Origin of the sequence: Pseudorhodobacter ferrugineus DSM 5888 (assembly GCF_000420745.1) — a bacterium.
In the GTDB taxonomy this organism is placed as follows: Bacteria; Pseudomonadota; Alphaproteobacteria; order Rhodobacterales; family Rhodobacteraceae; genus Pseudorhodobacter; species Pseudorhodobacter ferrugineus.
The window spans coordinates 1-22,721 of record NZ_ATVN01000015.1 but is presented as its reverse complement, the minus strand read 5'-3'; the positions used below and the strand labels follow the sequence as shown (position 1 = coordinate 22,721).

Here is a 22,721-nt window from a genome sequence, read left to right as displayed (position 1 = left end):
AAAGTCCCATGCGAAAGAATAGGAAGCCCTTGTAATGGCCGATCAAACCCTGCGGCAATGGCTGCTAACCGATACCCCCACCTCGCGCAGACATGCCAAATTGTCGGCGATTTACCAAGGCTGGCTGTCGTTTCGCGGCAATACGATGGCGATGATCGGCTTGTGGATCCTGCTTGCCCTCGTCGGCATCGCGGCCTTTGCGCCAATCTTGTCGCCACATGACCCGTTTGTCCAAGACCTCGGCAATCGCCTTGCCCCCTTGGGCACCGAAAGCCACATCCTTGGCACCGACAGTTTGGGCCGCGATATCCTCTCGCGCCTGATCTATGGCAGCCGGATAACCCTGTATATCGTGGCTCTCGTGGCCTTGATCGCGCCCGTTGTCGGCCTGCTGGTCGGTACCGTTTCGGGCTATGTCGGCGGCTGGGTCGATGTTGTCCTTATGCGCATCACCGATATTTTTCTGGCCTTCCCGCGCCTTGTCCTTGCCCTCGCCTTTGTGGCCGCCCTTGGCGCGGGCATTGAAAACGCCGTCCTCGCCATTTCCCTCACCGCTTGGCCGCCTTACGCCCGCATCGCACGGGCCGAAACCCTGACCATCCGCGCCGCCGACTACATTTCGGCCATCCAACTGCAAGGCGCAGGTGCCATGCGCATTATCACGCGCCACATCTGGCCGCTGTGTATCTCTTCGCTTATCGTCCGCGTCACGCTGGATATGGCGGGCATCATCCTCGCCGCCGCTGGCCTTGGGTTTCTTGGCCTTGGCGCACAGCCCCCCAGCCCTGAATGGGGCGCGATGATTTCCGAAGGGCGGCGCTTTATCCTTGACCATTGGTGGGTCGCCACCATGCCCGGCCTTGCCATTTTCACCGTATCGCTGGCCTTCAACCTGCTGGGCGACGGGTTGCGTGATGTGCTTGACCCGAAAGGCGGCGAATGATGGATACTTTGTTGGATGTCCAAGACCTCTGGGTCAAATTTCCGTCCCGCCAAGGCGTGTTCGATGCCGTGCGCGGCGTGTCCTTTACCCTTGGCCGCGAACGGTTAGGCATTGTGGGCGAAAGCGGCTCTGGCAAATCCATGACCGGCCGCGCCATTCTGCGCCTGATACGGCCCCCGGGGATAGTCGAGGCCAAGCAAATCAGCCTCGGCGGCGTCGACTTGATGGGCAAGTCCGAAAAAGAAATGCGCGCCGTACGCGGCCAACGCATTTCGATGGTGATGCAAGACCCCAAGTTTTCGCTTAACCCCGTGATGACCATCGGCGACCAGATCATTGAGGCGTACCGCCAACACAACCGCGCAAGCAAGACCCAAGCCTATGCCAAGGCGGTCGAGATGCTAGAGGCCGTGTCGATCCGCGACGCCGACCGCGTGATGCGCGCCTATCCGCATGAAATGTCGGGCGGCATGGGCCAGCGGATCATGATCGCGATGATGCTGATCCCGAACCCCGAAATTCTGATCGCCGATGAACCGACCAGCGCGCTTGATGTGTCAGTCCAGCGTCAAGTCCTTGATATCATGGACAAGCTGGTCAAGGATCGCGGCATGGGCCTGATCTTTATCAGCCACGACTTGAACCTCGTGGCCGATTTTTGCGACCGTGTTTTAATCATGTATGCAGGCCGGATTGTTGAAATATGTCAGGCGGATAAATTGTCAGAGGCCAAACACCCCTACACGCGCGGCTTGCTAAACTCCCTGCCCCGCCTCGACGCACCCCGCGACCATTTGGAAGTGCTTAAGCGTGACCCCGCGTGGGCGCAGGCCCCAAGCGTGAGTGGCCGAGTATGAGCATGCTGGACATCAACGATCTGAACGTCTGGTTCGGTCATGGCCGCGACCGTGTGGATGCCGTCAAAGGGGCCACCTTCACCGTGGCACGCGGCGAAAGTTTTGGGCTGGTGGGCGAAAGCGGATCGGGCAAATCCACCATCCTGCGCGCCATTTCCGGCCTTGCGCCCTTGTGGTCTGGCGGCATGGCGGTGGATGGCACAGCGCTTTCCAAACAGCGGCCCAAGGCGTTTTATAAAACCGTGCAGATGGTGTTCCAAGACCCCTATGCCTCGCTTCACCCCCGCCATTCGGTGGACCAAGTGCTGGGCGAAACTCTGCATTTGCACGGTTTTGGCGATATTGATGCCCGCGTGGTCAAACTGCTGGATGACGTGGGCTTGGGTCAGAAATTCCGCTTCCGCTATCCGCACCAACTCTCTGGCGGTCAACGCCAACGCGTCGCCATCGCCCGCGCCTTGGCCCCCGAACCGGAACTTTTGCTGTTGGACGAGCCGACCTCCGCCTTGGACGTCTCGGTACAAGCCGAAATCCTGAACCTGCTGGTCGATCTGCGCCGTGACCGTGGCCTGACCTATGTGATGGTGTCGCATGACCTGTCGGTCGTGGGGCATATGTGCGAACGGCTGGCCGTGATGCAAAACGGTCAGATTGTCGAGATTATGGGCGTGGAAACCTTGCGCAAAATGGAAGCCAAGCACCCCTATTCGCAAAGCCTGTTGGCAGCATCAGTGTAAAATTAATATAAATCAACGCACTGCAAGGTGAAGCTAACGCAACACCTTAACGTCCGCGCAGCGCATCCTTCAGCAGCGTCAAAACCACATCGCTTGGCACATCGCTGGCCACAAAGCTGTGGCCAATGCCGCGCGACAAGATAAACCGCAACTGCCCGTCCACCACCTTTTTGTCCTGCCCCATCAGGTCCAGCAACCCTTCGGCCGATGGCAAATCGCCCGCAATATCGGCGATATCCACCTTCATCCCCATGGCCCGCAAATGTGCGCGCACACGGCTTGGGGCCTCTTGGCTGCACAGGCCCAAGCGCATGCTCAATTCAAACGCCAAGGCGCAACCTACCGCCACGCCTTCACCGTGCAGCAATCGGTCGCCATAGCCCGTGGCCTGTTCCAGCGCATGGCAAAACGTGTGCCCAAGGTTCAACAGCGCGCGGTCGCCTTCCTCGGTTTCATCGCGCGCTACAATCTCGGCTTTCATCTCAACCGACCGGCGCACCGCATGCTGCCGCAACGCCACATCACCCGCCGCCAGCGCTGGCCCGTTCGCCTCTAGCCAGCCAAAAAACCCTTCATCGCCCAGCAGCCCATACTTGGCCACCTCGCCATAGCCCGACAAAAAGTCGCGCGGCGTCAGCGTTCCCAGCAAGCCAATATCGGCCAAAACCAAAGTCGGTTGATGAAACGCGCCAATCAGGTTCTTGCCTTGCGGCGCGTTGATCCCCGTCTTGCCGCCGACCGAACTGTCGACCTGCGCCAGCAGCGACGTGGGGATTTGCACGAAACCCACCCCGCGCCGCAACACTGCCGCCGCAAAGCCCACCAAATCACCAATAACCCCGCCCCCAAAGGCGATAACCAGATCCTTGCGTTCAACCTTTTGGTCCAGCAACCATTCCACGCAGCGCGAAAATTGTGGCCAGGCCTTGGTGCCTTCGCCCGCAGGCAGCGCCAGCGCCGAACTGTCTATCCCCTGCGCGGTCAATGCCGCTTGCAACCGCGCCAGATGCAGCGCGCCCACGGTTTCATCGGTGACAATCGCCACACGGGCACGGCGCAAAAACGGCGCGATCTCGGTGCCTGCGCGGTCAATCAACCCGTCAGCGATCCGCACATCATAGCTGCGCGCACCCAAATCCACCCGAACGACATCGGCCTGCATCGGCTATCCTTCCCAAACATCGGCGCGGGTCAACAACGCCTCTTTCACCCGCCGCGCCATCGCATCAATCGACAAATCAACCTCGGCGTCCACCGCCAGATCGGCCAGCGCATAGACCGGCACCCGCACGTCATAAATCTCTTTCAAGGTCGCGCGCGGGTTCGCCGTGCGCAGCAAAGGCCGCGTCGTTTTGTGCCGCACCCGTTGCCACAACAGTTCCACATCCGCCCGCAACCACACCGAAACCCCTTTGGCGGCAATCAAATCACGGTTGACCGCCGACATGAACGCGCCCCCGCCGGTTGATAAAATACAGGCAGGCCCTTCCAGCAACCGCGTGATAACTTGGGTTTCTTTTTCCCTGAAAAACGGCTCGCCATCACGCTCAAAAATCTCGGCAATACTGCGGTTCGCGGCAGACACAATGGCATCATCGGAATCGATAAACGGCACAGACAAAAGCCGCGCCAGCTGTGTGCCGACGGCGGTTTTACCCGACCCCATCATCCCAACCATGACGACAGATTTCTTCAACCCCATCCCCAACGCCACCCCCTTACGCACTCTATCCTGACTAACCCAATAGCGGCCCCGATTGCAAACTGTCCAGCCCTGTGCCCCTGCCGTGGCCCGCGTTTTTCGGCAAACCCTCGCCTTTGGGGTGCAAATCTTTGCGCAAGGGCGTGAAGTCGGTTATGAATGGGTGTATAGCGCAAGGCGCAAGACCGGCTTGTCCTTGATTTGCGGAAGACCTCTTCCCAGATCACGGGCACAAAGCCGGCGAATTGAGCTTGGGCAGGAAAGCGATAGAATGAAACTGGTTTTCAAAGGCATAGTGATTTTGGTGGTATTGGGCCTGATCGGCCTGACGGGCTTTGCCTATTTGGGCGATCTGTCCCCCGAACAGAAATCGGTTTCCCAACCGGTGGTGCTGGATGGGCAGTAAGGCCGGCTATGGGTTTGTGATTGGCTGCAGCTTTGTCGCAGCCTTCGCGCCCCCTTTGGCTTTGGCCGAGGCACCGATGTCGGCCATCGACTGGTTGTCCAGCTCGGTTTCAACCCCGGCGCAAAACCTGCCCCCCCCTGAACCAAGCGTCACGGGTGTGGGCGGGGCCGTGCCGCAAAATGTGATTGTATCGGTCCTTGGCGGGTCGTCACCCGATGCCGCAGGCGTTTTGGCGCCGTCCGCCACAGGCTTTCCGGCCGATCTGTGGGGTTTGGGCGAAACCGATAAAATCGCTGCCCTCATCTCGCAAAAACGCGATGATTCCCTGCCCTCCATGCAGCGGGTTTTGATGACCGTGATGTTGGCGCAATCCGCAGCCCCCGCCGATGCAGGCGGCCGCGGGATATTGCTGCGGGCGCGGATCGACAAACTGTTGGGCATGGGCGCATTGGAAGAGGCGAACGCCCTTATCCTCGCCTCGGGTAAAATGACGCCGCAGGTGTTTCGCCGCTATTTCGACACCTCGATGCTGACAGGCAAAGAAGATGACGCCTGCGCCTATCTGGCAGAAACCCCCAATCTTGCCCCCACTTACCCCGCCCGCATCTTTTGCCTAGCACGTGCAGGCGATTGGGCCGGCGGCGCGCTGACCCTGCGTATGGCGCAGGCTTTGGGCTATGTCGAACCCTCGGACGAGGCGCTGTTAGAGCGGTTTCTGGACCCTGATCTGTTTGAAGGCGAACCACCGCTGGAGCCGCCCTCGCCCGTGACCCCGCTGGCATGGCGGATGTTGGATGCGATTGGCGAAGGTTTACCCACAGCCAACCTGCCGCTCGCGTTTTCCCATGCCGAATTGCGCGAAACCGCAGGCTGGAAGGCACAGATCGAGGCCGCCGAACGCCTTGGCCGCGCCTCGGTGCTCGACCCGAATGTCCTGCTTGGCATCTATACCGAACGCTTGCCCGCCGCATCGGGTGGCGTCTGGGATCGGGTCGAGGCGTTTCAGCGGTTCGAAGTCGCCCTCAATGCCAATGACCCGGGCGCGGTTGCCGTGGCCTTGCCGCAAGCATGGGCGATGATGGTTGATGCGGGGCTAGAGGTGCCCTTTGCCGAACTTTTCGCCAAACGCCTGCTGCGCCTGCCCTTGACCGAAGACGCCGCTGCCCTCGCCTTTCGCGTGGCGCTGTTGTCCGGTCAATATGAAGTCGCCGCCAATGCCCGCACGCCAAAAGACACGGGCGAGGCGTTTCTGATCGGCTTGGCGCGGGGCAACCTGCAAGGCGTCACCCCGCCCAACAGCCTTGCGCGCGCCATTGCCCCTGTTTTTGTCCGCGCCACGCCACCTACGGATTTGCTAACGCTGCTGGATGAAAACCGTCTGGGCGAGGCAATTTTGCACGCCGTTGACCGGATCGAACGCGGCCTGCACGGCGATCTACGCGGCGTGACCGAAGGTTTGGCGCTGTTTCGCCATGTCGGCCTAGAGGATCTGGCCCGCCGCACCGCCCTTGAATTGATGCTGCTGGAGCGGCGCGGATGACCGCCGACCACGACCGCTGGATATCCACCTTTCTAGAGGCGCAAGCCGCCGAACTGGACGCCGCCCGCAACACCCGTCTGGCCTATGGCCGTGATCTGGTTGATTTTGGCGGCTGGCTTGAAAAGGCCGCCAAAGCCTTTGTCACCGCCACCCGAGGCGATATCGAATCCTATCTGATTTATTGCGAGGCGCAGGGCCTGTCCAAGGCCACCCGCGCACGCCGCCTGTCCGCTATCCGTCAACTCTACCGTTTCGCGTTTGAAGAAGGCTGGCGCAGCGACAACCCCGGCCAGCGGATCAAAGGACCGGGCCGCACCGCCAAGCTTCCCAAAACGCTGGACCTGCCGCAGGTCGAGGCGCTGATCGCCGCCGCCCGCGCCACGGGCCGCACGGCGGATGAGGCGACCCGCAACGCCTGCATGATGGAACTGATCTATGCCACCGGCATGCGCGTATCCGAACTGGTGGAACTGCCCGTCGCCGCCGCGCGCGGCGCACCCGCGATGATTCTTGTGCGCGGCAAAGGTGGCAAGGAACGCATGGTCCCCCTGTCGCCCCCCGCCAAAACGGCGCTGGCCGCATGGCTAAAGGCCCGCGATGGGTTTGAAGAGGCCGCACAAACGGCAGGCAAAAAACCGTCGAAATTCCTGTTTCCGGGGCGCGGTGCCGCAGGCCACATGACCCGCCAGCAATTCTTTATCCTGCTTAAAGGCTTTGCGCTGCATGCAGGCATCGACCCCGATACCGTCACCCCGCACACCTTGCGCCACGCCTTTGCCACCCATCTTTTGGCGGGCGGTGCCGATTTGCGCGTGATCCAGACCCTTTTGGGCCATGCCGACCTGTCCACAACCGAGATTTACACCCATGTGCTGGACGACCACCTCAAAGCGCTGGTCCTGAACCATCACCCCTTGGCAAAAAAGCAGTCGTAACCGCGCCGCTTTGCCCCTATTTAAGGGAAACGGGCCAAGCCGCAAATCAGCCCGCAAAACAAACGAGGAATAACCGTGACCGAGACGATCTTTGACACCGGACTATGGCTGACCGTTGGGGCCATCTTGGGCTTGCTGCTTTTGTCCGCCTTTTTTTCTGGGTCCGAAACCGCCCTCACCGCCGCCTCGCGCGGCAAACTGCGCGGTCAGGCCGATCGCGGCTCTGTCGGGGCGGCCAAGGCGCTGCACATCACCGATGACAGCGAAAAACTGATCGGTGCGCTGCTGCTGGGCAATAACGTCGTCAACATCCTGTCAGCCGCCCTTGCCACTGCCCTTATGACCCGCCTCTTTGGCGAAAGTGGCGTGGCGCTTGCGACCTTGATCATGACCGCCCTTGTCCTGATCTTTGCCGAGGTGCTGCCAAAAACCTATGCCATCACCAACGCGGAATCAGCCGCCTCGCGCGTGGCCCCCATTATCGCCCTGATTATCCCCGTCTTTTCGCCCGTGGTCACCTTGGTGCGTGCCTTGGTGCGCGGCATTTTGTACCTCTTCGGCGTGCGCACCGACCCCAACAGTAAATTTCTGGCCCTGCGCGAAGAAATCGCAGGCGCCATCGCCCTTGGCCATTCCGAAGGGGCGGTGGAAAAAGAAGACCGCGACCGCCTGCTGGGCGCGCTGGATCTCAGCGACCGAACGGTCGAAGAAATCATGCGCCACCGCAGCCAGATTGAAATGATCGACGCCGAAAAGGCCCCGGGCGACATCCTGTCCCAAGTCCTCGCCTCGCCCCACACCCGCCTGCCCGTTTACCGTGGTGACGACGAAAATATCCTTGGCGTGGTTCATGCCAAAGACCTGCTGCGCGAGGTGGAAAAACTGCTGCGCATGGGGTCGGGCCGTATCGCGAAACTGACCGATCTTGATATCCTCAAGGTCGCGATGAAACCCTATTTCGTGCCCGAAACCACGCCTTTGGACGAACAAATGCGCCAGTTCCTGAAACGGCGTACCCATTTTGCGCTTGTGGTCGATGAATATGGCGCGCTGCGCGGTCTCATCACGCTTGAGGATATTTTGGAAGAAATCGTCGGCGAAATCCGCGACGAATTCGACGTGGTGGAAAAAGACCAATCCTTGGCGCGGACCGAAGCGGGCGATTATGTGATCGAAGGCTCGATGACCATCCGCGACCTGAACCGCGTGACCGATTGGGGCCTGCCCGATGATGAGGCGAACACCGTGGCCGGCCTAGTGATCCACGAGGCGCAATTGATCCCCAGCGAGGGTCAAGTGTTCAGCTTTCACGGCTTCCGGTTTGAGGTGGTGACCCGCAAGGAAAACCGCATTTCGGTGCTGAAAATCCGCCCGCTGTAGCAAACCTTTTGGCGCGCGCTGGCCGAGATGCGGAGCCTGCGGCGCAGGTATTTTTGCCAAGATGAAATGGTGCGCAAGCAATTGGAACAAGACGAAACTGGTGGCTGAATTGCCGCTTTAAGGCGTTGAATTGCCCTTGTTACGGCCTAGAACGGGCGTAAGGGACAGCTATGAATTCTGGCAGGAAGAAATAATATGAGCGACGACGCACTTGTGATCTTTACGCCGTCCGGCAAACGCGGGCGCTTTGCGCTCGGCACGCCTGTCTTGCAGGCCGCGCGGTCCTTGGGTGTCGACCTTGACAGCGTATGCGGCGGGCGCGGGATTTGTTCAAAATGCCAAATCAGCCCCGGCTACGGTGAATTTGCCAAGCATGGTGTCACCGTAGCGCAAGGCGCGCTGTCCGAATGGAACGCGGTCGAAGAACGCTATAAATCCAAGCGCGGGCTGATTGATGGCCGCCGTCTGGGCTGTCAGGCCAAGGTGCAAGGCGATGTCGTCATCGACGTGCCACCCGAAAGCCAGGTCCACAAGCAGGTTATTCGCAAACGGGCCGAGGCGCGGCAAATCCACCTCGACCCATCGGTCACGCTGCATTACATCGAAGTCAACGAACCCGATATGCACGACCCTTCGGGTGACTTTGAACGCGTCTCAATGGCGCTGCGTGACCAGTGGCAGGTCGAAAATGTAACTGCCGATTTGTCAGTTCTGACCCGCCTGCAAACCGTCCTGCGCAAGGGGGAATGGAAGGTCACGGTCGCCCTTCACCGCGAACGCGACAGTGACACACCGCGCATCATGCACCTATGGCCCGGCCTTTACGAAGGCACAATCTACGGCATGGCTGTCGATCTTGGCTCCACCACCATCGCGGGCCATCTGTGCGATCTGCGCTCGGGCGAAGTTCTGGCCTCCTCCGGCCTGATGAACCCGCAAATCCGCTTTGGCGAAGATTTGATGAGCCGCGTCAGCTATTCCATGATGAACGAAACGGGCGCGGCCGAAATGACGGCGGCTGTCCGCGCCGGCATGAACACCCTGTTCACCAATATCGCGGAGGAGGCGGGGATTGATAAGTCATTGATTATGGACGCCGTTTTCGTCTGTAATCCGGTCATGCACCACCTCTTCCTTGGGATTGACCCGTATGAACTGGGCCAAGCCCCCTTTGCGCTGGCCACATCCGGCAGCCTGCACCTGACCGCCCGTGATCTGGACCTAACCATCCACCCTTCGGCCCGCGTCTACCTTTTGCCCTGCATCGCGGGCCATGTGGGCGCCGATGCCGCCGCTGTGGCCCTGTCCGAAGCGCCCGAAAAATCCAAGGATTTGTTGCTGGTCGTCGATGTCGGCACCAATGCCGAAATCCTGCTGGGCAATACCGAAAAGGTTCTGGCCTGTTCGTCGCCCACGGGCCCCGCCTTTGAAGGTGCGCAAATCAGTTCCGGCCAACGCGCCGCCCCCGGTGCGATTGAACGGGTGGAAATTGACCCCGTAACCAAGGAACCGCGCTTCAAGGTCATCGGATCAGACCTGTGGTCGGATGAGGCGGGCTTTGACGCAGCGATCGCCACCACAGGCATTACGGGTATCTGCGGCTCGGGCATCATTGAAATGGTCGCCGAAATGCGCATGGCGGGGCTGGTTGACGGGCCGGGCCTGATCGGGTCGCCCGAACAAACCGGCACCGACCGTATTTTCAAAGATGGCCGCACCCATTCTTACCTCGTGTTCGATGGCAGTGCCGATGGTGGCCCCCGCATCACCGTCACCAACCGCGATATCCGCGAAATCCAGATGGCCAAGGCCGCCCTCTATTCCGGTGCCCGCTTGCTGATGGACAAATTCGGCGTTGATACCGTGGACCGTATCGTGCTCGCAGGCGCTTTTGGCGCGCACATCAGCCCCAAGCACGCGATGGTGCTGGGCATGATCCCCGATGTGCCGCTGGATAAGGTCACATCTGCGGGCAACGCCGCAGGAACCGGCGCACGTATCGCCCTGTTGAACCGCAAAGCGCGGGCCGAGGTGGAATATACCGTCAGCCAGATCCACAAGATCGAAACGGCGATTGAACCCCGCTTTCAGGAACATTTCGTCAATGCCTCGAATATTCCCAACGCAGTCGAGGGTTTTCCAAACCTGTTTTCCATCCTCACCCTGCCCGATGTGAACTTTAACACAGGCGGCGGCGAGGGCGATGGCGGCAGGCGCAGGCGGCGCGGTTGAATGATTGACGCACCGTTTGGTCCTGTTAAGTTGGCGCGATGAATAACACACCGCCTTGCCCATGACGGACGATGACCCCATCGCCGCATTGCTGACCCGCATCGCCGCCCAAGACCGCGCGGCGTTTCGTGATATCTATTCTGTGGCCTCCTCGAAACTTATGGGCGTTCTGCTGCGTATCTTGGGTAACCGAGCAGAGGCGGAGGATGCATTGCAAGAAGTTTTCACCCGCGTTTGGCTGCGCGCAGGCCGTTTTGACGGCGACAAAGGCCGTGGCATGACTTGGCTGATCGCCATCGCCCGCAACCATGCGATTGACCGTTTGCGCAGCCGCACCGTGCAATCCAGCAATGATGACGGCGACGCCGTGGCCCAAATCGCCGATACCAGCCGCAGCCCCCTGTCCGGCCTTGTGGCCGAAGGCGAGGCCCGCCGCGCAGTGAAATGTTTTGACGAATTGGAACCCGACCGCTCCGCCGCCGTGCAAGGCGCCTATCTTGAAGGGCTGTCTTATGAGGTGCTGGCAGACCGCTACGGCGTGCCGATCAACACCATGCGCACATGGTTGCGCCGCAGCCTGCTGAAACTAAGGGAGTGTTTGGACCGATGACCGACCAAGATACCCCCCAAGATGATGCCGACATGCTGGCCGCCGAATATGTGCTGGGCACCTTGCCGCTGTACCAGCGCGAGGCTGCCGCAACCCGCGTCCGCCGCGATACGCATTTCGCGCTGGCCGTGGCGCGTTGGGAAGACCGCCTGTCCCCGCTCAACGACACATATGAAGACGCCCCCGCCCCCGACCTGCTGCCCCAAATCGAGGCGCGCTTGTTCGCTGTGCCCGCAAAGGCCCCCAAACGCGCCTTTTGGCAAAGCTGGTTTGGCGGCGTGGCCGTTGCCGCTGCATTGGGTGTGGCCGTTCTGGTGTTCTTGCCAACCGCACCCCAGCCCTTTGTACCCCTGACCCAACTGACCGCCGATGCGTCCGATCTGCGCTATGAGGTCGGCCTGCGCGACAATGAATTGCGCATTTCCCGCGTTGCAGGCGCGCCCGCCGAGGCTGGCCGCGTGCATGAACTCTGGCTCATCATCGGCAACGCCCCGCCCGTCTCGCTGGGCCTGATCGACGGGGCCGAACTTACGCTTGCCAGCATGGGCCTATCCGCGGGCATGATCCTTGCGATTAGCTTGGAACCAACTGGCGGCTCGCCCACTGGCGCGCCAACCGGTCCAGTCCTCGTGACAGGCGTTGTCGAAAAAATCTGAAAGTTTTTTCACAACGCCTGAAACTTACCGCGCGCCCCACCCGTATCTCCATCATACCAAAGGGATTGGCCCTTGGATGACACGGAGAGACAGCATGAAAATCACACGTATCGCGTCCTTTACTGCAGCTTTGGCCCTGATGTCGGGGATGGCATTGGCCGAAAATCCAATGGTCGGTGGTGCCGCGATGTTTGACACCAAAAACATCGTTGAAAACGCCGTGAACTCGGCTGATCACACAACCTTGGTCGCCGCTGTCACGGCCGCTGGCCTTGTCGAAACGCTGCAAGGCGCGGGCCCGTTCACCGTTTTCGCCCCCACCAATGACGCTTTTGCCAAACTGCCCGCAGGCACCGTCGAAACCTTGCTCAAGCCTGAAAACAAGGACCAGCTGACCAAAATCCTGACTTGCCATGTGGTTGGCAAGGCCGTGATGCTCGACGCGTTGAACAAGATGATCGCGGATGATGGCGGCAAGCACCCAGTCCCAACCTTGGGCGGTTGCACCCTGCAAGCCAGCTATGAAGGTGATATGGTCAAACTGGCAGATGAAGCTGGCAACGTGGCGACCGTGACCATCGCGGATGTCGTGCAATCCAACGGCGTGATCCATGTGATCGACACAGTGATGTTGCCCGCAATGTAATCCCTTTAGGGGCGGGTATCGTCCCCAAACCTGCCCCTGAAACGCCCTCCAGACACCGCTCTGGGGGGCGCTTTTCATCTCTCTTGCAGCAAATCGTGTCCCGCTCTAACCTTTCGCCATTATACGTTCAATTTATATGGGGAAAGCTACGATGCGTGGACTTGGTTCAATATTATCCTTTCTGTTGATGTGTGCGGGCAGCCTTGCCGCTGCCGATGGAAAATCGATTATCGTTTTGGATGGCTCCGGCTCTATGTGGGGCCAGATTGATGGCCGCCCCAAGCTGGAAATCGCGCGCGAGGCATTGGCCGGCGTGCTGACCGGCCTGCCCGCGACCACCGAATTGGGCCTGATGGCCTACGGCCACCGCGAAAAGGGCAATTGCGGCGATATCGAACTGATGGTCGCGCCCGCGGCAGGCACAGGCCCCGCCATCACCGCAGCCGCCAATAAAATGCAATTCCTAGGCAAGACCCCGTTAACCGAGGCGGTGCGCCGCGCTGCTGCCGAATTGCGCTCGACCGAGGAAAAAGCCACCGTGATCCTGATCACCGACGGCATTGAAACTTGCGAGGCCGATCCTTGTGCCTTGGGTGCGGAACTCGAGGCGTCTGGCGTTGATTTCACCGCCCATGTGGTCGGCTTTGGCCTGACCGCAGATGAGGGTAAAACCGTGGCGTGTTTGGCCGAAAATACCGGCGGCAAATACATCGAGGCCAAGGATGCAGGCAGCCTGACCCAAGCCTTGCAAACGGCTGTGGCTGTTGAACCCACGCCTGCCCCCGCCCCCGAACCCGTCAAACCCGCCGTGCTGGATAAAAACCTGACCGCAGGGTCCTTTTGGGTCGAAGGCGGCGATTTGATGACCGAAGAAGATTCCGCCTCGATCGAGGTTTACAACACCAAACCCGATGGCACGCGCGGCGATCTTGCCCGCCAGCAATACAGCATCGCCCCCATGCTCATCGACCCCGGCACCTATATTCTGGTCGTCGACCGCGATGAGGCCGAGGCCGAAATGCCCATCACCGTGACCGCCGACCAAATGACCGTCGCCAATGTGGTGCTGAACGCCGCAAAACTGACCATCAATCCGCTGACCGAAGCAGGCGGCACACCAAACGACCGTGCCGCTGTCGATATCGTGTCTTCCGCTGGCAAGTCATCCAGCCATTACGGGGTGTCTACGCGGGTTTTGCCCGCAGGCACCTATACCGTCAACGTGCGCATCGGTCAGGCCAACGCCTCAACCGAGGTGGTGATGGAGGCGGGCAAACACCAAACCGTTGATGTCATCGTCGCCACCGGCCTTGCCGTTTTGAACACCTATTACACCCCTGATACGGTGATGGACGATATCGGACAAGGCATTGATGTGTATGAGGCCAAACAAGCCCTTGATGGCAGCCGCAAATCGGTTGTCGGTAGCTACGGCTCCGCTCAGGAATTCACCCTTCCCCCCGGCGATTATGTCGCCGTTGGCCGCAAGGATTCGGCCAAGGGCGAAATCGCTTTTACCGTCAAACCCAACGAACGAGTCGAAGTTGCCATCCAGCTGAACGCAGGCGTTCTGTCCGTCTCGGCCCCGAATGCGCGTGGAATCGAATTGTTTAGCGCCAAGAAAGACATCCAAGGCAACCGCAAATCCGTACGCTATGATTATGGCGACACGATGCAATCCACCATGACCGCAGGCGACTATGTGATCGAGGCCGAAATCGACGGCGCAAAAATAGAGGCCTTGGCCACAGTCACAGCAGGGGAACGCACTGAAATCACCCTGCCCTAACGACCACCTCAATCCAGCCGCGCCGCCCCGATCACACTTGACGGCGGCGCGCGGCTGGCCTATCTGAAGTCGGAACGCGGGTGTAGCTCAATGGTAGAGCAGCAGCTTCCCAAGCTGAATACGAGGGTTCGATTCCCTTCACCCGCTCCAATCTCCTCCACTGTGCAAAACCCCCTTTTAATAGCCCACGCCACGCGTTACCCAAGGGCATAACTTGCAAAATCAGGAGCATCCCATGGCAGACATCACCCGCATCGGCGTCGGCGCCCGTATGAGCGAAGGCGTCGTTCACAACGGCACCGTTTACCTTGCCGGACAGGTTGGTACCCCCAACGCATCCGTCACCCAGCAAACCCAGGATTGTCTGGCCGAGGTGGACCGCATTCTGGCCGCCGCCGGCACCGATAAAACCCGTATGCTGATGGTGCAAATCTGGTTGGCCGATATGGCCGATTTTGCCGAAATGAACGCCGTTTGGGATGCGTGGGTGCCACAAGGCCACACCCCGGGCCGTGCGACAGGCGAATCCAAACTGGCAACACCGGCCTATAAGGTCGAGGTGATCGTAACGGCGGCCCTGCCGTAACGCAGGGCAAATTCGGGGCGTTTGCCGCTCATAAACCATAAAACAGGCGCACCAATCCCTTGGCGCGCCTGTTTTCGTCTCAATTTACGGGTGTACATACGGATGGCATACAGATGTCATACGCAAAATTTACGCTTGTTTTGCCGCCCTCAAATAATCCACCAACATACGGGTCGACGCGTCTTTGTCATCTGCCGAAACACGGCCCTCAAGGATCGGTTGCAGCGCTACGGCCAATTCCTTGCCCAGTTCCACCCCCCATTGGTCAAACGAATTCAGCCCCAAAATCACGCCTTCCACAAACACCCGATGCTCATACAAAGCCACGATTTGCCCCAATGTGAACGGCGTCAGTTTTGGAATGGCAAGGGTGGTAGACGGGCGGTTTCCAGGGAATACACGGTGGCGCGCCTGACGGTCCAACTCGGCCCCCGTCAAACCTTTTTTCGCCATGATTTCCGTGGCTTCGGCCAAGTTCCTGCCACGCATCAACGCTTCGGATTGCGCCAGACAATTGGCAACCAGCAACAGGTGCTGATGCGCCAGTTCAGGCTCGTGACCCTGCCGCGTCACAATAAACTCGCACGGCACCACACGGGTGCCTTGGTGGATCAACTGGTAAAACGCATGCTGCCCATTGGTGCCCGGTTCCCCCCAGACCACAGGGCCGGAATGTTCAACCAAATCAACGCCGTCCATAGAAACACGCTTGCCGTTGCTTTCCATTTCCAGCTGTTGCAAATAGGCAGGCAGCCGCGACAGCCGCTGGTCATAGGGTAGCACCGCACGGGTGGTATAACCGCAGATCTGGTTATGCCAAATCCCCACAAGGGCCAGCAAAATCGGTAGGTTATGGGCCGGTGCTGCATGGCGGAAATGGGCATCCATATCGGCGGCCCCAGCCAAGAAATCATCAAACCCCGCAGGCCCGATCGCCAGCATCAACGACAGCCCGATGGGGCCCCACATCGAATAGCGCCCACCGACCCAATCCTCAAACCCGAACACGCGCGACGGGTCAATCCCGAACGCCGCAGTCTTATCGGCCGCCGTTGATACAGCCGCAAATTGTGCAGCCGGATCAGTGACTTGCGCCGCCATCCAAACCCGCGCCGTTTCGGCGTTGGTCATGGTTTCAATGGTGGTAAAGGTTTTCGACGCAATAATCACCAGCGTGGTTTCAGGGTTCAATCCGCGCAACGTGTCATGAATATGTGCCCCATCCACGTTGCTGACAAAATGGCAGCGTGGCCCATCGCCGTAAGGTGCTAACGCCAGATACGCCATCGCTGGCCCCAAATCCGACCCACCAATCCCGATGTTCACAACATCCGTATAGGCCCCGCCTTGGCCCTTGATCTTGCCCTCGCGCACATCCCGCGCAAATTCGACCATCCGCGCATAGGTCGCGCGCACCGGTGGCATGACGTTTTCACCGTCCACCATCACCGCCGCATTCAGGTTGCGCAGCGCCGTATGCAGCACCGCGCGGCCTTCGGTCTCGTTGATCTTGGCCCCCGAGAACATCGCGTCACGCTTGGCCTCAACCCCCGCCGCATCAGACAGTTTTAGAAGCAAAGACAAGGCCTTAGCGTCCAAAGTTGTCTTGGAAAAGTCAAACAGCATCTCGCCGTGACGCACCGAGAATTCGGCGGCGCGGGAAGGGTTTTTCAACAAACCTGCGATACGTGTGTCTGCAATTTCAGCGTGATGGGCGCGCAGGCCCTGCCAGTTGGTTTTCATCGGTTTACTCCGCCCAATGGATCGTTGCATCTGCCAGCACGACACGAACGGGCGCCTCTGCCTCGGACAGCTTGGCCGCGCGTTCAATGGCCGCGCGTTTGTCCGCACCTGTGATGAGAATATGGGTGTGAATTGCCCCACGCAGCACAGGGGCTGTCAGCGTTATCCGCGGCTCGCCCGCACCATCCGCCCGCATCGGCAAAAGGTTGGGGGCATCGTCGGCCAAGGCCTCATTCAGCCGATCCGCCCCAGGGAACAAGGAGGCCGTGTGCATATCCGCACCCATCCCCAACAGCAAAACCGAAATCGGCAAGTGCGGGGTTAAACCGTCCGACAATGCGTCCAGCGCATCTTCGGGGGCGTCGGTGGGCGCATAAAGCGGGATCAATTTTGCCGCAGCAGCGTGCCCTTGCAGCAAATGCTGACGCAGCAAACGGGTGTTGGACCGTGGGTTATCTTCGGAAACCCAGCGTTCATCGTTCAAAAACACCGCAACATTGGCCCAATCCAGATCAACCGCCGACAGCATGTCAAACACCGGCCCCGGCGTCGTGCCACCGGGCACTGACAGGCTGGCCCGGCCATGTTGGCGCAAGGCATCGCCCAATTCGCCAGCAATAACATTCGCCAGCGCCATCATCATCATTTCGCGGTCGGCATATTCGACAATATTCATTCCCGGATCTCCCGCCAGCGCCGCCCATCGCGGTGCATCAACATTAACGCATCCTCGGGGCCGGATGACCCTGCATCATAGCCTTTTGGCTTGTCGCCACGCTTTTCCCAACCCTGAATGATCGGATCGGTCCAGGCCCATGCCGCCTCGACCTCATCGCCGCGCATGAACAGGGTCTGGTTGCCGCGGATCACATCCATGATAAGCCGTTCATACGCATCGGGAATATCGGCTCCCTCTTCGCCCAACGCCTCGGCAAAGCTCATGTCCAACGGCACTTGTGTCAAACGCATTCCGCCCGGCCCCGGTTCCTTGATCATAACCATAAGGTTCATGCCCTCATTCGGTTGCAAGCGAATAACCAACACGTTTTCACGCCAGCCTTCGGCATCATCAAAGATGGAATGCGGCGGCTCGCGGAAGGTGATCGCGATTTCAGACGCCCGCGCGCGCAAGCGTTTGCCGGTGCGCAGGTAAAACGGTGTCCCCTTCCAGCGCCAGTTGGAAATGTTCACCTTCAGCGCGATATAGCTTTCGGTTTTGCTGGTCGGGTCCTCGGAATGCTCAACATACCCGCCCTGCTCGTTCCCAGCCAGATACTGGCCGCGCACGATGTCCTCCGGCTTCACAGGGTCCAACGCCCTGATAACCTTCAGCTTTTCATCACGCACCGCATCGGGATCAAAGTGATAGGGCGGTTCCATCGCGATCAGGCACAACAGCTGCATCATATGGTTTTGCACCATATCGCGCATAGCGCCCGATTTGTCGTAATAGGCCCCGCGCCCGTCAACCGACACGGTTTCGGCCACGGTGATCTGCACATGGTCGATATATTCCGACTTCCACAGCGGTTCAAACAGGATGTTGGCAAAGCGCACAGCCATCAGGTTTTGCACGGTTTCCTTGCCAAGATAATGATCGATCCGGTAAATCTGCGCCTCATCGAAATGCTTGGCCAGCACGGCATTCAACGCCCGCGCGCTTTCCAAATCGCGGCCAAAGGGTTTTTCGACCACAATCCGGCTATTTGCATCGGCGATTTTATGCGCGTGCAACCGTTCCGCCAAATCGCCAAACAAGGACGGCGCCACGGAAAAATAGAACGCCTTGACCACGCCATCGCGCATCTTGGCCTTCAACGCGTCCCAACCGCCTTTGCCCTTGGCGTCAATCGCCACATAGGACAGCCGCGCCAGAAACGCCTCGATCACCTTTTTGTCGTGCTTATCCTTGGCCACAAATTCGGCAATCGCCGCGCGGGCCAAGTCTTGAAAGCCGGCATCGTCCAATTCGGACCGCGCAGCACCGATAATGTTGCTATCTGCCGGAATTTGCCCAGCCCAGAACCGCCGATAGAGGCCCGGGATAATTTTGCGTTGAGCCAGATCCCCCGTGCCACCAAATACAACAAGATCAAAGGGTTCCACCGGAATGACGCGCGAGACCATGAGCTTCCTCTCTGGGTAATCGAATTTGTTAGCGCTAACGATGGGTGTTTACCCCGCAACACCCGCCCTGTCTAGCACTCAGATGCAGCAGGAAAAACTAACAATAGCTTCTTAAGCTAAAATGCGCTGTAATCAGGGAATGATCGGTGTCGTAAGCGATTAGCAGACCTTTTGAATTGGCCCATTATACCAGTCTTACACCGATGCTTTCGACGTGACCTAGATCCAAATCCCCCGAGGTTATAGTGAAGCATGTAATCCTAGCCGCCGCAATCATCATCCTAGCGCCGCCTGTTCACGCCACCGATGTGGTGGTCGGAAAAGCGACGAGTTATCAAAGCTATAACGGTGTATTAGAGGCCTGCACGCGGATTTCACCACTGCCCACAGCAAAATTCAGCAAAGATGATCTGTCCGACGAGGCCGCACTTTGCGATCTTGATGTCTACAGTTCCGACATCGCGATATGCCCCAAAATCTGGTCGACTAGCGCCGCAATCGTATTTTATGATATATCCGAAGGCCGGTTCAAAGATGATCGGACAGGGTTTCAGACCAAAATTTGTGCCGGTGGGAAAATTGCGAAATATGTCGCAAAGGATGAAATTGCACGGCTGAAGTTTAGCGTTAATCAAGCCACGACCAGCGCCACTTTCACCCCGTCCTCCCTGCTCTACTACCACTTTTCGCGCTATTTTGCCTTTACCACCACTGTTCCCGTTGCCGTTTGGCGCAGCATCGACAAATCGGTTTTGCTGAATGAGGTGGCTTTGGGCGGGGCAGATTTAACCGCTGGCCAAGACATGCTGGCAATGAACCACGCGGCGTGGAACACGATTGTCGCCGCAATTGCGCAACCCAAAAGCTATGAAGTCGATGGAAGCTACGGCACTGCTGCCGATTTCTTAACAGCCGATGGCCTTGCAGCCTATGGCACGCTTTATGATGGCGGTGGCACGCCCTACGGGCCCGAAATGAACGGCGCAGTCGCGTTTGACACGGCCGAGGCGCGATACGCGTCGTTCCTGCAATCGCCGGTCGTTTTGGCCTTGTCCACGGATCTGCCGTTGGCCGATGCAATTGCCGCAGGGCTTGCCCAGGCAGGTTCGTCCCAAGCCCTTGCTACGGCCGATGACGCACCGATCACCCCCGTTCAAATGGCCTTTTGGATGCGCGAGATGGCTGAAATTATCATGCTCGACACCATTTTGGCGCAACAAGACCGCCCCTCGAACATCGACTATCGCGAATATTTTTATTGGCAGGAGAACGGCAAGATAACGCGCAAACGGATGCGCAACCAAACCCCGGGTGACGGCGATATCCCCGCAGATGCTGTCATCCTCAAACGCTCGCGCCTGAACGATAATGATGCGGCGGGGCGGATCGAATATGACAATCATCTGCTGAAATCGAACACCATCGCCGCGCTGCGCCATTTCGATGCGGATCTTTACGCGCGACTGCAAGACTTGAACAACGATTTCCAAACGCGGGGTCAGATATACCTGTGGCTCCGCGACAGCTTGGGGCTTGATGACAGTCAGGTCGACATGATCGTCGCCAATACCGCCCATGTGGCCACCGCGCTAAAGGCCAGCAAGGATCAAGGCCAGTTGCGCTTCGATCTCGACGCCGAAGCGTTTTTTATGGACACCACCTGTAGAGAGCACCATAAAAAGCACTATCCCGTGCCTCAAGTAACTATTCTATTTGAGTGCGTTTTTTCGGATCTTGCCGATTAATGCATCGGACTCACCAAAATCGCTATTATTTCCAGATATCATGGTTTTATTGCCGAAAACAGCGTCAACGGGCGCGCGTTTTCCATTATTAGGCGGCACTGATGGTGACGTGCCCTGCGAGGCGATGAACGCCGCCACATCAGCGCGCTGATAGATCCGAGCGCCGAGGGGCGAGGCATCTGTGGCAGGCACGATGCCAGCCTTTTCCAGCTCCCGACGGACGAAGGTGGAATGCCGTTTGACATGGTGGGCACCCAAAGCAAGCGTGATGTATTCGGAGAGAAATCGCTCGATTTCAACTGTCGAGGCATAGATGGCGCCCTGCAGGTCTGCGATGGCGGAAGCGGGCGCGGGCGCAAGCCGTGGACCGCTGCTCTTTGCGTTAAGGAGCTTTTTGACCGACTTCGGCGAAATACCGAGGATCGGGGGTGCGGACGAAAACGTGGACCATCTTGGAGAAGTTCACGTATCGCTACGAAGAGCGAATGCGGGCGCTTGAGCTTTATATCAAGCGCGGCAAGCGCGTGCGGGCCACCATCCGTGAGTTTGGGTATCCATTGAAGAATGCCCTGAAGGGCTGGCATCGAGACTATGAGCGTCGGCAGGATTTGCAGGTCCGTTCAGTGCCGCGCCCGCCCAAATTCTCGGCGGCACAAAGGCGGGTGGCGGTAGAGTATTTTGCCAGCCAAGGGCGCTGCATTTCATGGACGCTGCGTGCCTTAGGCTATCCAGGCCGGGCCACGCTGACGGCCGGGCGGCGCGAGGCCTTTCCTGAGGCCGGGACGGTTTCCACCGAGGCATATGGAGCAGGAAATCACTCTGACGCCGTGCAACAGGCTGCTGTGGTTGGACTTTATAGCCGTCAAGAAAGTGCGCAGGCTTTGGCAGAAAAGGTCGGAGTTAGACCCCATGATCGCAGTGTGAGCTGGCTGGTTTGGTGGTCTTTCCCGCGGCATTCTCCTTCGAGGGTTGCGCCGGATTGGCTGGCACCGAGCCTCAAGAATGGGGGAGAGACCAATTGCAGAATATCATGTTTATCGGGTTGGATGTCCATAAGGCTACGATTTCGGTGGCGCTTGCCCAAGGCGAGCGAGGCGGCGAAGTGCGGCACTGGGGCACGATCCCGAACCGCGCTGATCATATTTGCAAGCTTGCTGACAAGCTCGGGACTGATGGGCGGCAGCTTCATTTCTGCTATGAGGCTGGTCCATGCGGTTATGGCCTGCACCGACAGCTCACAGAGCTTGGCCACGACTGCGTGGTCATCGCGCCCTCGCTCATTCCCGTAAAGGCGGGTGTGTGTCTCGTTGCCATTCTTAATCTCCTTCATAGCAAACATTGCTCGAAAAAGACCGGAACCAAAACGGGGCAAGACCACCCCAGGATAGGCTCTATATCCTGCCGGTGGCCATCGAGCATGCCCTGACCCTCCCGGTCTTAGACAAAGACGGGAAAGCGGTCGACGGTGGTGATCGCAAACTCAGCAAGAAACGCTTCGTGACTGGGGTCATGCGCCTGATAACCGCCTTCCGGATCGCATCTGGCAGCGCAGAGGCCGAGGATGTGAAAGACGAAGTAGGCTTCTTCGCCGCCGTGCAGGTCGCGATCCGGAAGTTGGACGCAGTGTCATCGGCGGGCCGTGCGGTGGAGGATACCGAGTTGGCCATCTCGCAACTGATCAACCGTGCTGTCGGGTCCACCGAGGTGATCGACATCCTGAAGGAATGCGGCGTCGCGCGCCCCTACATCGGCATGCTGGACGAGGCTTTATTGCTGGGTATTCAGGGCATCGACCAGAAGAACCTGGCCATTGAAGCCCTGCGCCGGCTGCTGAATGACGAGATCGCCACCCGCAAGCTGAATAGCCCCTAGTTTCCTAGACACCTTGCAGCTTCAGTTTCTGCTGCTGTTCAAAGTCGATCGGTGACAGCATCCCGTTCCTAACGTGTTTGCGCTGCGGGTTGTAGAAAAACTCGATGTAGTCGAACACGTCCTGACGGGCTTCGGCGCGCGTTTTATACTTTCTGCGGCGGATGCGTTCGCGTTTGAGCAGGTTGAAGAAGCTTTCCGCCACCGCATTGTCCCAG

22 protein-coding genes, 1 tRNA gene and 1 pseudogene are annotated in these 22,721 nt (G+C 59.0%); 17 read left to right on the top strand and 7 right to left on the bottom strand.

Annotated features, from left to right (window positions below; all coding sequences use genetic code 11):
• Positions 1-34: 34 nt before the first annotated feature.
• Genes G560_RS0113390 through G560_RS0113380 form a run of 3 tightly spaced genes read left to right on the top strand, consistent with a single transcriptional unit; the run spans position 35 to position 2,537 of the window.
• The gene (locus tag G560_RS0113390) at positions 35-943 is read left to right on the top strand and encodes an ABC transporter permease (protein ID WP_022704816.1); all 909 of its coding nucleotides are present in this window, start codon (positions 35-37) and stop codon (positions 941-943) included.
• The gene (locus G560_RS0113385) at positions 943-1,800 is read left to right on the top strand and encodes an ABC transporter ATP-binding protein (RefSeq protein ID WP_022704815.1); all 858 of its coding nucleotides are present in this window, start codon (positions 943-945) and stop codon (positions 1,798-1,800) included. Before G560_RS0113390 ends, G560_RS0113385 begins: the two co-directional genes overlap by 1 nt.
• Positions 1,797-2,537 carry an ABC transporter ATP-binding protein gene (locus G560_RS0113380; protein WP_022704814.1) on the top strand — a complete coding sequence of 247 codons (741 nt, stop codon included), beginning with the start codon at positions 1,797-1,799 and terminating at the stop codon, positions 2,535-2,537. The genes G560_RS0113385 and G560_RS0113380 overlap by 4 nt, the downstream gene beginning before the upstream one ends.
• Before the next feature lie 46 nt (positions 2,538-2,583).
• On the opposite strand, the gene aroB is transcribed toward G560_RS0113380, so the two are convergent.
• Together aroB and G560_RS0113370 are read right to left on the bottom strand one after the other, a co-directional pair.
• Entirely contained in the window at positions 2,584-3,699 is a 1,116-nt protein-coding gene (gene aroB, locus G560_RS0113375) for a 3-dehydroquinate synthase (RefSeq protein WP_022704813.1), read from the bottom strand.
• A 3-nt stretch (positions 3,700-3,702) separates the two neighbouring features.
• On the bottom strand, positions 3,703-4,239 hold the full coding sequence (locus G560_RS0113370) for a shikimate kinase (RefSeq protein ID WP_022704812.1): 537 nt from the start codon (positions 4,237-4,239) through the stop codon (positions 3,703-3,705).
• Positions 4,240-4,510: 271 nt separating this feature from the next.
• Between G560_RS0113370 and G560_RS21650 the strand changes: the two genes are divergently transcribed.
• The 11 genes from G560_RS21650 (at position 4,511) to G560_RS0113310 (ending at position 15,019) form a co-directional block, all read left to right on the top strand.
• Complete coding sequence (locus G560_RS21650; RefSeq protein ID WP_022704811.1) at positions 4,511-4,645, top strand: hypothetical protein; 135 nt, start codon at positions 4,511-4,513, stop codon at positions 4,643-4,645.
• A complete protein-coding gene (locus G560_RS0113360) occupies positions 4,635-6,185 on the top strand; it encodes a hypothetical protein (protein ID WP_022704810.1) in 1,551 nt (516 codons plus the stop codon). Before G560_RS21650 ends, G560_RS0113360 begins: the two co-directional genes overlap by 11 nt.
• Positions 6,182-7,120 (top strand): site-specific tyrosine recombinase XerD, encoded by a 939-nt coding sequence (locus G560_RS0113355; RefSeq protein WP_022704809.1) that lies wholly within the window; start codon positions 6,182-6,184, stop codon positions 7,118-7,120. The genes G560_RS0113360 and G560_RS0113355 overlap by 4 nt, the downstream gene beginning before the upstream one ends.
• A gap of 75 nt (positions 7,121-7,195) precedes the next feature.
• The gene (locus G560_RS0113350; RefSeq protein WP_022704808.1) at positions 7,196-8,500 is read left to right on the top strand and encodes an HlyC/CorC family transporter; all 1,305 of its coding nucleotides are present in this window, start codon (positions 7,196-7,198) and stop codon (positions 8,498-8,500) included.
• A 195-nt stretch (positions 8,501-8,695) separates the two neighbouring features.
• Positions 8,696-10,732 carry an ASKHA domain-containing protein gene (locus tag G560_RS0113340; RefSeq protein WP_022704807.1) on the top strand — a complete coding sequence of 679 codons (2,037 nt, stop codon included), beginning with the start codon at positions 8,696-8,698 and terminating at the stop codon, positions 10,730-10,732.
• A gap of 61 nt (positions 10,733-10,793) precedes the next feature.
• Entirely contained in the window at positions 10,794-11,342 is a 549-nt protein-coding gene (locus G560_RS0113335) for a sigma-70 family RNA polymerase sigma factor (protein ID WP_022704806.1), read from the top strand.
• A complete protein-coding gene (locus tag G560_RS0113330; RefSeq protein ID WP_022704805.1) occupies positions 11,339-11,998 on the top strand; it encodes an anti-sigma factor in 660 nt (219 codons plus the stop codon). Before G560_RS0113335 ends, G560_RS0113330 begins: the two co-directional genes overlap by 4 nt.
• Before the next feature lie 94 nt (positions 11,999-12,092).
• Entirely contained in the window at positions 12,093-12,644 is a 552-nt protein-coding gene (locus G560_RS0113325; RefSeq protein ID WP_022704804.1) for a fasciclin domain-containing protein, read from the top strand.
• Between the two features lie 151 nt (positions 12,645-12,795).
• Positions 12,796-14,433: a vWA domain-containing protein gene (locus tag G560_RS0113320; protein ID WP_022704803.1), complete on the top strand. Its 1,638-nt coding sequence runs from the start codon at positions 12,796-12,798 to the stop codon at positions 14,431-14,433.
• Between the two features lie 76 nt (positions 14,434-14,509).
• Positions 14,510-14,583: transfer RNA gene (locus G560_RS0113315), tRNA-Gly, on the top strand.
• An 85-nt stretch (positions 14,584-14,668) separates the two neighbouring features.
• The gene (locus tag G560_RS0113310; RefSeq protein WP_022704802.1) at positions 14,669-15,019 is read left to right on the top strand and encodes a RidA family protein; all 351 of its coding nucleotides are present in this window, start codon (positions 14,669-14,671) and stop codon (positions 15,017-15,019) included.
• A 129-nt stretch (positions 15,020-15,148) separates the two neighbouring features.
• Here G560_RS0113310 and pgi read toward each other — a convergent pair whose 3' ends face one another.
• From pgi to zwf, 3 genes are read right to left on the bottom strand one after another with little or no spacing between them, the layout of a single operon-like run.
• Positions 15,149-16,762, bottom strand: a complete 1,614-nt coding sequence (gene pgi, locus G560_RS0113305; RefSeq protein WP_022704801.1) for a glucose-6-phosphate isomerase — start codon at positions 16,760-16,762, stop codon at positions 15,149-15,151.
• A 4-nt stretch (positions 16,763-16,766) separates the two neighbouring features.
• Positions 16,767-17,438, bottom strand: coding sequence for a 6-phosphogluconolactonase (pgl, locus tag G560_RS0113300; protein WP_022704800.1), 672 nt, complete (start codon positions 17,436-17,438; stop codon positions 16,767-16,769).
• The gene (gene zwf / locus G560_RS0113295) at positions 17,435-18,889 is read right to left on the bottom strand and encodes a glucose-6-phosphate dehydrogenase (RefSeq protein ID WP_022704799.1); all 1,455 of its coding nucleotides are present in this window, start codon (positions 18,887-18,889) and stop codon (positions 17,435-17,437) included. The genes pgl and zwf overlap by 4 nt, the downstream gene beginning before the upstream one ends.
• A gap of 245 nt (positions 18,890-19,134) precedes the next feature.
• Here zwf and G560_RS0113290 point away from each other — a divergent pair, with 245 nt between their 5' ends.
• Positions 19,135-20,634 (top strand): hypothetical protein, encoded by a 1,500-nt coding sequence (locus tag G560_RS0113290; protein ID WP_022704798.1) that lies wholly within the window; start codon positions 19,135-19,137, stop codon positions 20,632-20,634.
• Here the strand turns inward: G560_RS0113290 and G560_RS21055 are convergent.
• On the bottom strand, positions 20,599-20,826 hold the full coding sequence (locus tag G560_RS21055; RefSeq protein ID WP_155947281.1) for a hypothetical protein: 228 nt from the start codon (positions 20,824-20,826) through the stop codon (positions 20,599-20,601). The genes G560_RS0113290 and G560_RS21055 overlap by 36 nt on opposite strands.
• 826 nt (positions 20,827-21,652) lie before the next feature.
• Between G560_RS21055 and G560_RS21760 the strand changes: the two are divergent.
• Together G560_RS21760 and G560_RS0113280 are read left to right on the top strand one after the other, a co-directional pair.
• A pseudogene (locus G560_RS21760) lies at positions 21,653-21,931 on the top strand (IS110 family transposase); the annotation flags it as partial.
• Positions 21,932-21,972: 41 nt separating this feature from the next.
• Positions 21,973-22,506 (top strand): type I restriction enzyme endonuclease domain-containing protein, encoded by a 534-nt coding sequence (locus G560_RS0113280; protein ID WP_081647662.1) that lies wholly within the window; start codon positions 21,973-21,975, stop codon positions 22,504-22,506.
• 4 nt (positions 22,507-22,510) lie between these two features.
• Here the strand turns inward: G560_RS0113280 and G560_RS19315 are convergent.
• Positions 22,511-22,721, bottom strand: a 211-nt coding sequence (locus tag G560_RS19315; RefSeq protein WP_022704795.1) for an IS3 family transposase, incomplete at its 5' end; no start/stop codon positions are given.

Excerpts from the sequence above, each read along its gene's own strand:
- pgi (WP_022704801.1), bottom strand. The coding sequence starts at position 16,762 with ATGAAAACCAACTGGCAGGGCCTGCGCGCCCATCACGCTGAAATTGCA.
- G560_RS0113310 (WP_022704802.1), top strand. The coding sequence starts at position 14,669 with ATGGCAGACATCACCCGCATCGGCGTCGGCGCCCGTATGAGCGAAGGC.
- G560_RS0113360 (WP_022704810.1), top strand. The coding sequence starts at position 4,635 with ATGGGCAGTAAGGCCGGCTATGGGTTTGTGATTGGCTGCAGCTTTGTC.
- aroB (WP_022704813.1), bottom strand. The coding sequence starts at position 3,699 with ATGCAGGCCGATGTCGTTCGGGTGGATTTGGGTGCGCGCAGCTATGAT.
- G560_RS0113385 (WP_022704815.1), top strand. The coding sequence starts at position 943 with ATGGATACTTTGTTGGATGTCCAAGACCTCTGGGTCAAATTTCCGTCC.
- G560_RS0113330 (WP_022704805.1), top strand. The coding sequence starts at position 11,339 with ATGACCGACCAAGATACCCCCCAAGATGATGCCGACATGCTGGCCGCC.
- G560_RS0113335 (WP_022704806.1), top strand. The coding sequence starts at position 10,794 with ATGACGGACGATGACCCCATCGCCGCATTGCTGACCCGCATCGCCGCC.
- G560_RS0113320 (WP_022704803.1), top strand. The coding sequence starts at position 12,796 with ATGCGTGGACTTGGTTCAATATTATCCTTTCTGTTGATGTGTGCGGGC.
- G560_RS0113370 (WP_022704812.1), bottom strand. The coding sequence starts at position 4,239 with ATGGGGTTGAAGAAATCTGTCGTCATGGTTGGGATGATGGGGTCGGGT.
- zwf (WP_022704799.1), bottom strand. The coding sequence starts at position 18,889 with ATGGTCTCGCGCGTCATTCCGGTGGAACCCTTTGATCTTGTTGTATTT.
- pgl (WP_022704800.1), bottom strand. The coding sequence starts at position 17,438 with ATGAATATTGTCGAATATGCCGACCGCGAAATGATGATGATGGCGCTG.
- G560_RS21650 (WP_022704811.1), top strand. The coding sequence starts at position 4,511 with ATGAAACTGGTTTTCAAAGGCATAGTGATTTTGGTGGTATTGGGCCTG.
- G560_RS0113390 (WP_022704816.1), top strand. The coding sequence starts at position 35 with ATGGCCGATCAAACCCTGCGGCAATGGCTGCTAACCGATACCCCCACC.
- G560_RS0113380 (WP_022704814.1), top strand. The coding sequence starts at position 1,797 with ATGAGCATGCTGGACATCAACGATCTGAACGTCTGGTTCGGTCATGGC.
- G560_RS0113325 (WP_022704804.1), top strand. The coding sequence starts at position 12,093 with ATGAAAATCACACGTATCGCGTCCTTTACTGCAGCTTTGGCCCTGATG.
- G560_RS0113355 (WP_022704809.1), top strand. The coding sequence starts at position 6,182 with ATGACCGCCGACCACGACCGCTGGATATCCACCTTTCTAGAGGCGCAA.
- G560_RS0113340 (WP_022704807.1), top strand. The coding sequence starts at position 8,696 with ATGAGCGACGACGCACTTGTGATCTTTACGCCGTCCGGCAAACGCGGG.